This window comes from Streptomyces corchorusii (assembly GCF_001514055.1).
In the GTDB taxonomy this organism is placed as follows: Bacteria; Actinomycetota; Actinomycetes; order Streptomycetales; family Streptomycetaceae; genus Streptomyces; species Streptomyces olivaceoviridis.
Genome location: NZ_KQ948366.1, coordinates 156,961 through 169,841 on the forward strand (window position 1 = coordinate 156,961; position 12,881 = coordinate 169,841).

General features: G+C 73.4%; 9 protein-coding genes. 3 read left to right on the plus strand and 6 right to left on the minus strand.

Annotation, left to right across the window (positions count from 1 at the left end; genetic code table 11):
- The first annotated feature begins 5 nt into the window (after positions 1-5).
- Genes mhpA through AQJ11_RS34375 form a run of 3 tightly spaced genes read left to right on the plus strand, consistent with a single transcriptional unit; the run spans position 6 to position 3,810 of the window.
- On the plus strand, positions 6-1,586 hold the full coding sequence (gene mhpA / locus AQJ11_RS34365; protein ID WP_059265830.1) for a bifunctional 3-(3-hydroxy-phenyl)propionate/3-hydroxycinnamic acid hydroxylase MhpA: 1,581 nt from the start codon (positions 6-8) through the stop codon (positions 1,584-1,586).
- Positions 1,583-3,544 carry an acetoacetate--CoA ligase gene (locus AQJ11_RS34370; protein ID WP_059265831.1) on the plus strand — a complete coding sequence of 654 codons (1,962 nt, stop codon included), beginning with the start codon at positions 1,583-1,585 and terminating at the stop codon, positions 3,542-3,544. Before mhpA ends, AQJ11_RS34370 begins: the two co-directional genes overlap by 4 nt.
- Entirely contained in the window at positions 3,541-3,810 is a 270-nt protein-coding gene (locus tag AQJ11_RS34375) for a DoxX family protein (protein WP_107120913.1), read from the plus strand. The genes AQJ11_RS34370 and AQJ11_RS34375 overlap by 4 nt, the downstream gene beginning before the upstream one ends.
- A 760-nt stretch (positions 3,811-4,570) precedes the next feature.
- On the opposite strand, the gene AQJ11_RS50075 is transcribed toward AQJ11_RS34375, so the two are convergent.
- The 6 genes from AQJ11_RS50075 to AQJ11_RS34405 all read right to left on the minus strand — a co-directional run bounded on the left by AQJ11_RS50075 (position 4,571) and on the right by AQJ11_RS34405 (position 12,840).
- The gene (locus tag AQJ11_RS50075; protein WP_167360892.1) at positions 4,571-4,729 is read right to left on the minus strand and encodes a hypothetical protein; all 159 of its coding nucleotides are present in this window, start codon (positions 4,727-4,729) and stop codon (positions 4,571-4,573) included.
- Between the two features lie 116 nt (positions 4,730-4,845).
- Positions 4,846-5,529, minus strand: coding sequence for a TetR/AcrR family transcriptional regulator (locus tag AQJ11_RS34385; protein WP_058085228.1), 684 nt, complete (start codon positions 5,527-5,529; stop codon positions 4,846-4,848).
- 61 nt (positions 5,530-5,590) lie between these two features.
- Complete coding sequence (locus AQJ11_RS34390; RefSeq protein ID WP_059265832.1) at positions 5,591-7,258, minus strand: allophanate hydrolase; 1,668 nt, start codon at positions 7,256-7,258, stop codon at positions 5,591-5,593.
- Between the two features lie 5 nt (positions 7,259-7,263).
- Entirely contained in the window at positions 7,264-10,977 is a 3,714-nt protein-coding gene (uca, locus tag AQJ11_RS34395; RefSeq protein WP_059265833.1) for an urea carboxylase, read from the minus strand.
- Complete coding sequence (locus tag AQJ11_RS34400) at positions 10,974-11,885, minus strand: urea amidolyase associated protein UAAP2 (RefSeq protein WP_059265834.1); 912 nt, start codon at positions 11,883-11,885, stop codon at positions 10,974-10,976. The genes uca and AQJ11_RS34400 overlap by 4 nt, the downstream gene beginning before the upstream one ends.
- Position 11,886: 1 nt before the next feature.
- Entirely contained in the window at positions 11,887-12,840 is a 954-nt protein-coding gene (locus AQJ11_RS34405) for an urea amidolyase associated protein UAAP1 (protein WP_058085232.1), read from the minus strand.
- Between the last annotated feature and the right edge of the window lie 41 nt (positions 12,841-12,881).

The following is a 12,881-nucleotide window of genomic DNA, read 5'->3' on the forward strand; positions in this document are numbered from 1 at the left end:
CGCACATGACCGTCGATGAAGCCGCACGCGTGCCCGTCGTGATCGTCGGCGCCGGACCGGTGGGCGTGACCGCCGCCCTCCTCCTGGCCCGGCACGGAATCCGCTGTCTCGTCCTCGAACGCCACCAGGACGTCTACCCGCTCCCACGCGCCGTCGCCACCGACGACGAGGTGCGCCGCATCCTTCAGGCCGCGGGCGTCGGCGAGGAGTTCGCCGCGATCACCCGCCCGGCGAACGGGCTGCGGCTGCTGGACGCCCGGCATCGGGTGATGGCCGAGTTCCGCCGCACCGGGTGCGGCCGGCACGGCTACCCGCAGACCAGCATGTTCGACCAGCCCGGACTGGAACGCGTGCTGCGCGACGCCCTGGCGCGGCTCCCGGAGTGCGAGCTCAAAGGTGGCGTGGAGGTCACCGGCGTCGGCCCCGACACCACGGGCCCCGTGCGCGTGACGTACCGCGACGACGACGGCGAGCACGAGCTGTGGGCCGACGCGGTGCTCGGCTGCGACGGCGCGAACAGCCTCACCCGCGAAGCCATCGGAGCCTTCTGGGAGGACCTGCGCTTCGAGGAACGCTGGACCGTCGTCGACGTCCGGACGGGCGCCGACGTCCGCTGCTGGGAGGGCGTCGACCAGGTCTGCGACCCGCACCGGCCGGCCACCTTCATGCGGGTGGGCGAGGACCGCTACCGCTGGGAGTTCCGGCTCCGCGACGAGCGGGAGACGGTCCGTGAGCTGGTCGCCCCGTGGCTGTCACCCTCGTACGACGGCGACTTCGAGGTCGTCCGCGAGACGCAGTACACCTTCCGCGCACGCGTCGCCGACCGCTGGCGCAGCGGACGGGTCTTCCTGCTCGGCGACGCCGCCCACCTCACCCCGCCGTTCATCGGCCAGGGCCTGTGCTCGGGCCTGCGGGACGCCTACAACCTCACCTGGAAACTCGCCCGCGTCCTGCGACAGGGCGGCGACGAACGGCTGCTGGACACCTACGAGAGCGAACGCAAGCCACACGCCCGGCATGTGATCCGGCTCGCGGTCGCCATGGGCTGGGCCATGACCGGTGGCCAGGACGGTGCCGCCGCCCTCCGCCGCAGGGCACTGGCCGTGGCCTGCCGCATACCCGGCCTGGCCGAACTGGCCGGCCGCGACCTCAGCCCAGCCCTTAACCCCGGACCGCTCGTGCGGCGCGGGGTCCGCCGAGGCCTGGCGGGCACGCACTGTCCGCAACCGTGGGTGAGCGTCGACGGACGGCGTACCCGTCTCGACGAGCTGCTCGGCGACTCCTTCACCGTTCTGACCGCCACCGGACCCGGCCCTTCACTGACCGCGCTCGCCCACGGCCTCGGCATACGCGCGCTCTCCGTGACCGACGCCGGCGACGACGGCACCCTCGCCGCCTGGATGAGCGCCGGCCGCGCGGACGCCGTACTGCTGCGCCCCGACCGCGTCGTCATGGACGTCGTCCCGGCCGGGGGACACGACTTCACGTCGACCGCCGACTGGGCGGCCCTGCTGCACACCACACGAAGCCCTGTTCCTGCCGAACGGACGGCCCTGAAAAGCCTGTTGGAGAGTACGACGCGATGAGCACGCCCTTCCTCACACCCGATCCGCGGACGGTGGCCGCCAGTCGTATCGCGGAGTTCGCCCGGCTCCAGGGCATGGACCCGGACGACTACGCCGCCCTGCACCAGTGGTCGGTCACCGACCTGGAGGGCTTCTGGGGCGCGGTGTGGGAGTACTTCGACATCGACGCCGACACCCCCTACGAGCAGGTGCTGGCCGAGGAGAGGATGCCGGGCGCCCGCTGGTTCCCCGGCGCCACCCTCAATTACGCCCACCACGCCCTGCGCAACCTGGCCGACGAGGACGTGGCGATCATCGCCCTCGACGAGACCGGCACCGGGTACGAGGTGACGGGGGAGCGGCTGCGCGCGCTGGTCGCCTCCGTCGCCGCCACCCTGCGCGACCTGGGCGTTGTCAAGGGCGACCGGGTGGTGGGCTACCTGCCCGACACCCCGCACGCGATCGTCGCGTTCCTCGCCGCCGCGAGCCTGGGCGCCGTATGGTCGGTGTGCGGGCAGGACTACGCCCCCAAGGCCGCCGCCGACCGGTTCGCCCAGCTCGACCCCACCGTGCTGATCGCCGCCGACGGCTACCGCTTCAACGGCACCACCCACGACCGCCGCGACGCCACCCTCGACCTGGCGCACGCCCTGCCGACGTTGAAGGCGACCCTGCTGGTGGACCACGTGGGCCTGCCCTGGCCGTCGCGGACGTACCCGTCGCCGGTCATCCGGTGGGAGGACGCGGCCACCCGCAGCGAGGACGTCATCTGCACGCCGGTGCCGTTCGACCACCCTCTGTGGGTCGTGTTCTCCTCCGGTACCACCGGTCTGCCCAAGGGCATCGTCCACGGGCACGGCGGCGTCCTGCTGGAGCACCTCAAAACCCTCGGCCTGCACTCCGACCTCGGCCCCGGCGACCGCCTGCTGTGGTACACCACCACCCACTGGATGATGTGGAACCTGGTCGCCTCCACCCTCCTGACCGGCGCCACGACCTGCACCTACGACGGCAGCCCGGCCCCCTTCGCCAAGCTCGACGTCCTGTGGGAACTGGCCGCCCGCCACCGCGTGACCGTCTTCGGCACCAGCCCCCAATACCTGCTGGGCATGGCCAAGTTCGGCATCGACCCCTCCGTCCACGACCTGTCGTCGATCCGCGTGGTCGGCTGCACCGGCTCGGCCCTGCCGGCCTCCGCCTACCCCTGGGTCCGCGACCACGTGGGGGAGCGGGTGCTGCTGGCCTCCATCAGCGGTGGCACGGACGTCGTGTCCGGTTTCGCGGGCAGCGCGCCCAACACTCCTGTCTGGGCCGGGGAGCTGTCCGCCCCGCACCTGGGTGTGGCACTGGCCGCCTACGACGCCGAGGGGTTCCCCGTCATCGATCAGGTCGGCGAGCTGGTCGTCACCCGTCCCATGCCGTCGATGCCGCTGTACTTCGTGAACGACCCCGACGGCACCCGCTACCGCGAGGCCTACTTCTCCTCCTACCCCGGCGTCTGGCGGCACGGCGACTGGATCACGCTCACCGGACATGGCTCGGTGATCGTGCACGGCCGCTCCGACAGCACGTTGAACCGCAACGGCGTCCGTCTGGGCAGCGCCGACATCCACGACGTCGTCGAACGCCTCCCCGAGATCACCGAGGCCTTGGTCATCGGTGCGGAGGAGCCGGATGGCGGTTACTGGATGCCGCTCTTCGTGGTCCCCGCGGCCGGGGTGACCCTGGACGACGCCCTCCGCGAGAAGATCCGCGACGCCATCCGCGCCGGCGCCTCACCCCGCCACGTCCCCGACGACATCCTCGAAGCGCCGGGGATTCCGCACATCCGCACCGGCAAGAAGCTGGAGGTCCCGGTCAAACGCCTGCTCCAGGGCGCCCCGGTCGAGCAGGTCGTCAACTCCGCGGCGGTGGACGCGCCAGACCTCGTCGACTACTACGCCCGCCTGGGCGCCGAACGCCGGGACCGGTCGACATGACAACCGCACAGACCACCCGTGCCGTCGCACTCTCTCCGGTCTTCCTCCCCCTGGTACTGGCGAAGACCGCCGCGATGCCGTTCATGCGCCAGGCGGCCGCGCACCTCGGCATGCCACCGGACCTGCACCGCGTCATCGGCACGCTGGAGATCGCCGCAGCCGCCGGGCTGTTGCTCGGACTGGCTTCGGCCCCGCGCGGCGTCGCCGCCGCCGTTGTGACCCTGGCGGCATTGGCACACGTCGGGGTGGCGGCAGCCGCCGGCTGACGACCCGCATTGCGCGCCGTCGGCGGCGAGTTGGTGGGTGAGCGCCTCGGGGTGGAGCGTGTGTCGCAGCAGACCGCCGGACTTCGAGGGCGCGGCGTGAGAGACCGAGGCACGCGGTGTGCGGGGCCCGGATTTCCTTGCCGGGCAGCGCGTGGACGGCGGCGAGGGCCGCGACGAGGCGGCGAGCGGTGTCGCCGCCTGGCGGCGCGCCTCGTCGTCGTAGCGCTCCTGAGCGGAGCCGTCCGCCGCATCGGAGGCTTCCTGTCCGGCCTTGTCGTGACCTGGTGGCATCACGCCTGGCGCTGGCGGGTCTGTGCTCCCGGGAATGCGTCGCGCTGGCCGAACGGGCTTGCCGAGATGACGGAGCAGACCTGCGCCGGCGGCGTCACGGCCTCGGCGTCAGGCGGGGGCGTCGCGAAGATGGGCGGGCAGTGTCTGGCAGACGGCCGGGTCCGCTTCCCAGCCGGGGTCGGTGAGGTGGTCGGCCGTGATGACGACGAGGTTGCCGGGTCGGTGCGGAGGAGAACGCGGAACGTTTCGCCCCGGCTGTCCCGGCCGGCGAGGTCGGCGGCCAGGACGGCCCGGCCCAGCTCGGCGGGATCCGCGCCGGTCGTCGCTCGGCCGGGGTCTTCGCAGATCCACACGCCGCTGAACCGCCCGTGCGTCAGGGTCTCCCACCGCACGCAAGCGGGCATGTCGTCGCGTAACACGACCGCGAGGATCCGATCGCCCGCCTGATCGGCTCGGACGAGCAGGGCCGCTACCGGGCCGGCTTGCCGGGCGTGAGGCCGGGTGGCAGCGGCGGCATGCTCATGCCCTTGGCCGAGGGGGCGAGCGTGCTTGGCTGGGCGAAGGCGACTCCGGCGCCTGCTGCGAGGGCCGCGACGACGGCCGGACCAACGAAGCGGGAGTGTTTCACAGCGACCTCCGTGATCTCTGCGCAGCCGATGGACGGAGTCCTCGGCCTGACCGGGTGACGGCAGGCAAGGGCGGTCCGCCTGGTGGGGCGGTGGTCACGTCACGAGGTCCAGGTGGTCACGTCAAGAGGTCCAGCAGGGTTCGCGCTTCGGATCTGGCGATGGTCACGGCGGGCTCGGGGAGGCCGCACAGGCGCAGGCAGGAGGAGGCGATGGCGTCGGCGTCGGCCGCCTCCGGCTCACGGGAGCGCCGTATCTGGATGACGACCTCGACCAGCTGGATCAGCAGTTCGCCGAGGGCGTCGGTGCTCATGCCGCGGGTGACGGCCTCGGCCGCCGCCAGGGTGCCGAGGGCGCCGTAACTCGCCTGGAGCCGGCCTCGTTCGGCGCGGAAGGCGTCGAACCGCTCGGCCCGCACCTCTGGCAGGAGATAGAGCGTGCCGATGTTGTACGGGGTCTGGGAGAGGGTGCGTACGTCCATCGCGGCCACCGCGTAGAGCGCCGCGGCCGGATGCGCCCGCTCGGGCACCAGCGCCCGGATCTGCTCCACCATCCGCAGGCTGGGCCGCACGGACGTGGCCAGCAGCTCGGCGAGGATCTCCTCCTTGGTGGCGAAGTGGTAGTAGAGCGAGGCCTGTCTGATACCCACCCGTTCGGCGATCATCCGGGTGCTGGTACCGGCGATCCCGCGTTCGACGAAGAGCGCTCCGGCGGCGTCGAGGATCTGTTCCCGGGCGGACGTGCCCGGGTCGGACGGGGGCGTGTGCCGGGGCCTGCCTTGGCGGGGACGCGTCACGGTCATGGTTCCATGCTGCCATCCCGCCGCGTCCCCTCCCCTCAGGTGGTCCGGTCGCACGGTGCCGTCATGCGGACCCCGTATAGGCCCGCCAGCCGCCGAAGCGGGTGATGTCGGGCGCGCCCCGGACGGCGTACGGCTCCACCAGGAAGCCGCTGACCCGCCGTCCGTCGGACAGTTCGACGGTGCCGATGGCCATCGGTGCGGGAACGGCCGCGACGAACGCTCCGAACCCGGCGGCCGGCAGACGCCAGATCTCGCCCTCGATGCCCCCTCCGGGACCCTGGCCCGTCCCGCCGTCGGCGACCCGGACCAGGCCGGGCTTGGGCGGGTCGGTGGGCAGGGCGTACAGGCGGTAGCCGGTGGCGGTGCGGGCGGGGCCCGCCAGGGCGCCGCCCGCCTGCACCAGTTGGACGTTGAGCGGCTGTCCCGTCAGGTGGGCGCCGGCCACGAAGAGGTCGAGCTGCGGGGCGGCGAGGCGTTCGGCCAAGGCGGCCAGGGCGCGGTCGGAGAACGCCGGGCCGGTGAGCATCACGCCGAAGGGGAGACCGTCCACGCATCCGGCGGGGACGGCGAGCGAGGCGTAGTCCAGCAGGTTGGCGAAGTTGGTGAAGCGGCCCATCCGGGCGTTGGCGGCGACGGGCTCGGCCGCCACCTGCTCCAGGGTGGGATGCCAGGTGGTCGTTGGGGTGAGCAGCGCCGCGCAGCCGTCGAGGGCCGCGCGTCCGGCGGCGCCGAGCGCGGCGAGCCGGGCGGTGTCGGCGGCCCAGTCGGCGGCGGTCTTCTCACGGCCGGCCAGCACGATGGAGGCGACGGTGGCATCGAGATCCGTACCGATCAGGTCCCGGTGCTCGTCCACGTGTCCGCCCACGGCGGCGTACCGTTCGGCGACGAACGCACCGCCGTACAGCAGTTCCGCGGCCCGGAGCAGCGGGGTGACGTCGGTCTCCACGATGTCCGCGCCGGTGGCAGCCAGGCGGGCGACCGTGGCGTCGAAGGCCTCGCGCCAGCCGTCGGCCATGCCGTCCAAGTGCTCCGGGGCCGGGACGGCGATCCTGGGGCGCGCGGGCGGCGGCGGGAGCTGGGTGCCGGTGCGGGAGAGCGGGTCGGCCGGGTCGGGGCCCTCGACGATCTCGGCGGCGGTGCGGGCGAGCCGCAGGTCGCGGGCGAAGACGGTGACGCAGTCGAGGGTGTAGCAGGCGGGGACCACGCCGGTCACCGGCACCAGGCCCTTGGTGGGCTTGACCCCGACGATGCCGTTGAGGGCGGCGGGCACCCGCCCGGAGCCGGCCGTGTCGGTGCCGAGGGCGAGGTCGGCGATGCCGAGGGCGACCGCGACGGCCGAACCGGAGGACGACCCGCCGGAGATGCGGGTGGTGTCCCAGGCGTTGCGTACGGCGCCGTAGGGACTGCGGGTGCCGACCAGGCCGGTGGCGAACTGGTCCAGGTTGGTCTTGCCGAGGACGACCGCGCCGGCCGCGCGCAGCCGCGCCACCGCGGGCGCGTCGGCCGCGGGCCGGTAGGCGTACGACGGGGCGCCCGCGGTCGTGGGCAGGCCGGCGACGTCGATGTTGTCCTTGACGGCCACGACCAGGCCGGCCAGCGGCAGCGCCGGATCGATCCCGGCGGCCTCGGCGAGCACCTCGTCGCGGGGTCTGAGGTGGATCCAGATCTCGGGCCGGCCGGCGCTGCGGATGCGGTCGTAGGCGGCCTCGGCGCGTGCGGCCGGTGTCATGGCGCTCATGCCCGCACCGCCGCCAGGACCTGGCCGGGGGCGACCTGCTGACCGGGCCTCACGTAGATCTCCAGCAGCGTTCCGGTGGCGGGGGCGCTGACCTTGGACTCCATCTTCATCGCCTCCAGGGAGAGGATCGGGTCGCCCTCGGCGACGGTGGCGCCGGGCTCGGCGACGGTCTGCCAGACGGTGGCGGTGAACGGCGCGGTGACCGGGACGGCGCCGTCCGGGACGGTGACGGTGGCACCCTCGCCGGTGGCCGTGGCGGGTTCGGGATCGTCGTCCCGGTCGAACTCGCCGGCGGCCCGCCAGCGTTGCCGCTCGGCCTCGAACGCGGCGCTCTGCCGGGCGCGGAAGGCGGCGATCGAGCCGGCGTTGGCGGCCAGGAAGGCGTTGTACTCGGCGATCGAGAAGGTGCCCTCCTCGGTCGGGAAGGCGCCGCGGCCGGCGTCCGTCTCGGCGCGCAGTTCGAGCAGTTCCTCCGCCGTGACGGGGTACCACTCGATGCGGTCGAAGAAGCGCAGCGCCCACGGGGAGTCCTGGAAGAGGCCGCCGGTGCGGAAGCGGTTCCAGATCTGTACGGTGCGGCCGACGAACTGGTAGCCGCCGGGACCCTCCATGCCGTAGACGCACAGGTAGGCGCCGCCGATGCCGACGGAGTTCTCCGCGGTCCAGGTGCGCGCCGGGTTGTACTTGGTGGTCACCAGGCGGTGCCGCGGGTCGAGGGGGGTGGCGACGGGGGCGCCGAGGTAGACGTCGCCGAGGCCGAGGACGAGGTAGGAGGCGTCGAAGACGGTGCGGTAGACGTCGTCGGCACTCTCCAGGCCGTTGACCCGGCGGATGAACTCGATGTTCCACGGGCACCACGGGGCGTCGTCGCGCACGCCCGCCATGTACCGCTCGATGGCCAGCCGGGTCGCCGGATCGTCCCAGCTGAGCGGCAGTCGGACCGTGCGGGAAGGAACCACCAGCTCGTTGCTGGGCGGGACCTCGTCCTCCAGCTCGCGCAGCAGGACGGCGAGGTCGCGGGCCTTCAGCCGGCGGGCGTCGGTGTGGATCTGCAGGGAGCGGATGCCCGGGGTGACGTCGAGGACGCCGGCGGGCGCGTGCGCGGCGAGGGTCTCCTGGAGGGCGTGCACCCGCATGCGCAGGCCGAGGTCGAGCACCATGGGGCCGTACTCGACGAGGACGTTGTCGTCGCCGTCCCGGCGGTAGGTGACGCTCGGGCGGTCGTCGGTGGCCGCCAGGCGGCCGAGGACGCCGTCGTCGCCGTCTCCGCCGCCGCTGATCAGCGTGGGTGAGGCACGGCGGGCGTCGAGGGCGGCGGCCTCGGCCTCCTTGACCGGTACGAAGCGGACGGTGTCGCCGGGGCGGAGCTGGCCCAGCTTCCACAGCTCGCCGCTGGCGACCACCGCCGGGCAGACGAATCCGCCGAGGGACGGCCCGTCGGGGCCCAGGATGATCGGCGTGTCACCGGTGAAGTCCAGGGCGCCCACCGCGTAGGGCGTGTCGTGGATGTTGGACGGGTGCAGTCCGGCCTCACCGCCGTCCTGACGCGCCCACCGGGGTTTGGGCCCGATCAGCCGGATTCCGGTGCGGGCCGAGTTGTGGTGCACCGTGTAGTCGGTGGCGTAGAGGGTGTCGATGTCCTCGCGGGTGAAGAACTCCGGTGCGGCGTGGGGTCCTTCGGTGACACCGATCTGCCAGTGAGGGGTGATCGCGGGGCGGCGGTGGGGTGGGGTGGGGCTACCGGTGGTGGCGATGGCGTCGGTGGTCGCGCGGTCCGTCGTGTCGGTGGTCGGGCAGGTGGCCGTATCGGTGGTGGTGTCGGCGGCCGTATGGGCGGTGGTGCCGGTGGTGGTGTCCGCGTCCGCGCCGGCCCTGGGCCGTAGGACGTCTCCGGCGAGCAGGGCCCGGCCGCCGTGGCCGCCGAAGCCGCCGAGGGTGAAGGTCGAGGCGCTGCCCAGGTATTCGGGTACGTCGATGCCGCCCCGGACGGCCACATAGCTGCGCAGGCCGGGACCGTGGCAGGCGCCGAGGACGAGGGTGGCGCCGGCCGGGACCGGCACCGGCTCCCACAGGGCCGCCGCGGCGCCGTCCACGGTGACCGGGACGGGCGCCCCGGTGACGGCGACCACGGTGGCGTCCGAGAAGCGCAGGGTCAGCCCGCCCGCCGTGACCTCCAGTGCGGGCGCCTCGGCCGGGTTGCCGACGGCCAGGTTGGCCTCGGCGAAGGAGACGGGGTCGAAGGGGCCGCTCGGCGGTACGCCCACGTGCCAGTAGCCGAGCCGGCCGGGAAGGTCCTGGACGGTGGTCATCGCTCCCGGCACCAGGACGTCGATGCGCGGATCGGGATCGGCGGTGGTGGCGAGGGTGCTGGTGCTGTGCACGGCCTCGCGCACCTCCTCCCGCACGGTCAGCGCGCGCAGCAGGCCCAGGTTGGTGACGACGCCGTCGACCCGGCTGGCGGCCAGGGCCGAGCCCAGGACGTCGAACGCGGCGTCGCGGGTGGGGCCTTGGGCGATGACCTTGGCGAGCATGGGGTCGTAGTACGGAGAGACCTCCAGGCCGGTCTCGGCGAAGCCGTCGACGCGGACGCCGGGCATGCCGTCGGCGCCCTGGCCGGGGAAGGCCGCCCGGGTGATCAGGCCCGAGGAGGGCTGTGAGTCCCGGCCGGGGTCCTCCGCGTAGACACGCGCTTCCACGGCGTGCCCGGTGGGCGTCCACTCCCTCGTGAACACCGCGTCGTCGACCGCGCCGTCCCGGGCCAGGGTGAGCATGAGTTCGACGAGGTCGACACCGTACGCCTGCTCGGTCACCGGGTGTTCGACCTGGAGCCGGGTGTTGACCTCCAGGAACGCGGCCTCCTCGCGCAGGGGGTCGTAGACGAACTCCACGGTGCCCGCGCCCCGGTAGCCGACCGAGGCGAGCAGCCGCCGCGAGGAGTCGTGCAGCAGCGCGCGGACAGGGGCGGGCAGGGCCGGGGCCGGGGCCTCCTCGATCACCTTCTGGTTGCGGCGTTGCAGCGAGCAGTCGCGGTCGCCGATGACGGCGATCCGGCCGGTGCCGTCGCCGAAGACCTGCACCTCGACGTGGCGGGCGGGGCGTACCAGGCGCTCCAGGAAGACCCCGGCCGACCCGAAGTTGGACTCGGCGAGGGCGGCGACGCGGGCGAAGGCATCGCGCACCTCGTCCGCGGTGGCGCAGGCCTGCATGCCGATGCCGCCGCCACCGCCGGTGGCCTTGACCATCACGGGCAGCCCGATCGAGCCGGCCGCGGTGACGGCCTCCTCCGCGGTCGCGAGCAGCTCGGTACCGGCCAGCAGCGGGACTCCGGCCGCCTTGGCCAGGGCGCGGGCGGTGTGCTTCTCGCCGAAGGCGGTGATCTGGTCGGCGGTCGGTCCCGCGAAACGCAGTCCGGACTCCTCCACGGCACGGGCGAAGGCGGTGTTCTCGGAGAGGAAGCCGTAGCCGGGGTGGATGATGCCGGCGCCGTGCGCGAGCGCGGCCTCGATGATCGCGTCGCCGCGCAGATACGACTCCCGGGCCGGCGCCGGCCCCAGACGGACCGCATGGTCGGCCTCGCGCACGTGCGGCGCGGCCCGGTCGGCGTCGGAGAACACGGCGACGGTGCCCAGGCCCATCTTCCGGGCGGTACGGATGACACGTCGGGCGATCTCACCGCGGTTGGCGACGAGAACAGCGGTGGGGCGGGTCACGCGGCGTCCTCCGAGGTGGTGCGGGCGGTGTGCGGGCACGGTGGGGCGAACACGCCGAGGCCGCCGGGGGCCGCCGGGTCCGGGCCCCCGGCCACCGGCCCTTCCCTGCCCGGACCACCCCTCACTGGCCCACCCCCATCCCGGCCGCCCGGCTCGTCGCCCTTCGTCGGGTCCGTGACGATCATGCGCAGCGGGGTCGGGTTGAAGTCGTTGCACGGGTTGTTCATCTGGGGGCAGTTGGAGACGATCACCAGGACGTCCATGTCGGCGCGCACCGCGACCCGGCGGCCCGGTGCGGACATGCCGTCCACGATGCCCAGCGCGCCGTCCGCCTCGACGGGCACGTTCATGAACCAGTTGAGGTTGGAGACGAGGTCGCGCACCCCCAGGCCGCGCCGGCCGGCCTCGGCGAGGAAGTTCTCGCGGCAGCCGTGCTGGAACATCACGTGGTGGCCGTAGCGCAGGGTGTTGGACTCCTTGCCGCAGGCGCCGCCGATGGTGTCCTGGCGGTCGATCTCGTTGGCCACGACGGTCATCAGCGGGCGCCCCTCGTCGCTGCGCAGCACGGTCCCCGTGCGCACGTAGGCGTTGCCCTGCCAGGCCAGGGTGTCAGGGACGCTGTAGCGCTCCCCGGGATCGGCGGCGTTGTAGAGCAGACAGTCGGCCGACTGGTTCCCGCCGACGTCGACGATGGTCAGGACGTGTCCCTTCGCCACCACCGCCGACCACGGCGCGTTGGGGGCCACCACCTCGTCCAGGACGACGGCGCCCTCGACCAGGCTCGTTCCCCAGTCCAGGGCGGAGCCCTCCGCGTACACGGCGCCCACCGGCACGGTGGAGGCGAGGGTGCCGCCCGCGGCGGTCGGACGGGTGGTCGGTGTGTTCTCGGTCCGAGTCGTGGTCGCCATGTCACAGCCCCCTGGCTTCGCAGTAGTCAGCGGTGTTGAGGTACGCCCGGTGCAGTTCCGGCGTGGCGGTGAACCGCGGTTCGTCCGGGCCGGTCGGTTCGCCGCGCCAGGCGTGCACCCGCAGCGGCCCGACGACATAGCCGGGCCGCGGGTCCAGCGGGTGGGCGACATTGGCGACCAGCACCAACAGGGGCAGTTCCGCGACGAGTTCGACATACGTGCCCGGACCGGCGCTGCCCTGCCAGGCGAGGGTGCCGTCCGCCTCGACGCGTACGCCCTGGAAGAAGGAGACGCCGGGCGGCAGATCGCGGCGGCTCAGACCGTGCTTGGCGGCGGCCTTGAGGAAGAGTCCGCGGCCGGACGGCGACGGCCCCTCGGGGCGGGCGTCACCGTACTTGCGCGCGTTCCACGCGTCGGTGCTCGTACCGCAGAAGGCGTCGTGCCGGCCGGAGGAGTCACCGCTGACCACGGCCAGGACCCGGCCGTCGCCGGACAGCAACGGGTGGTTCTCGCCCAGGTACGCCTGCCACGGGATCTTCTGGGTGTCGGCGACGTTGAGCCGCTCGACGGGCTCCAGCGCGTTGAAGAGCAGCAGGTGGGCACAGGCGTCACCGGTCGGGTCGTCGAAGCGCAGCCGGGTGCCGCGGGCGAGGACCTTGTGGGTGTAGCCGCCGGGCGCCACCGTCTCCGCCCACACGAGGGCGGCCGGGTCCACCCCCGGCGGGCAGTACGGACTGCCGGACGCGGGCAGGTACGGCATCCACGTGCCGGCCTGCCCGCCCTGCGCGCGGGCGTCGACGCGGGCACTGCGGACACTGTCGGTCAGGTGCAGATCCCGGACCCGGGCGGCGGCCCGCCCCTCGTCCGGCTGTCCGGAGAGCGGGGCGGTGAGCGGTGCGGTGGGGTGCTGGTCGTACGGCGGCGCGCCGGCCGTCGACCCTTCGGCCGTGTTCATGGATGTCCCGTCATCCTCTCGTCGGTGAGTCATCTGTACGT

Bases quoted from the DNA above. Each gene is read 5' to 3' on its own strand.
- mhpA (WP_059265830.1), top strand. From the start codon at position 6: ATGACCGTCGATGAAGCCGCACGCGTGCCCGTCGTGATCGTCGGCGCC.
- AQJ11_RS34370 (WP_059265831.1), top strand. From the start codon at position 1,583: ATGAGCACGCCCTTCCTCACACCCGATCCGCGGACGGTGGCCGCCAGT.
- AQJ11_RS34375 (WP_107120913.1), top strand. From the start codon at position 3,541: ATGACAACCGCACAGACCACCCGTGCCGTCGCACTCTCTCCGGTCTTC.
- AQJ11_RS34385 (WP_058085228.1), bottom strand. From the start codon at position 5,529: ATGACCGTGACGCGTCCCCGCCAAGGCAGGCCCCGGCACACGCCCCCG.
- AQJ11_RS34390 (WP_059265832.1), bottom strand. From the start codon at position 7,258: ATGACACCGGCCGCACGCGCCGAGGCCGCCTACGACCGCATCCGCAGC.
- AQJ11_RS34400 (WP_059265834.1), bottom strand. From the start codon at position 11,885: ATGGCGACCACGACTCGGACCGAGAACACACCGACCACCCGTCCGACC.
- AQJ11_RS34405 (WP_058085232.1), bottom strand. From the start codon at position 12,840: ATGAACACGGCCGAAGGGTCGACGGCCGGCGCGCCGCCGTACGACCAG.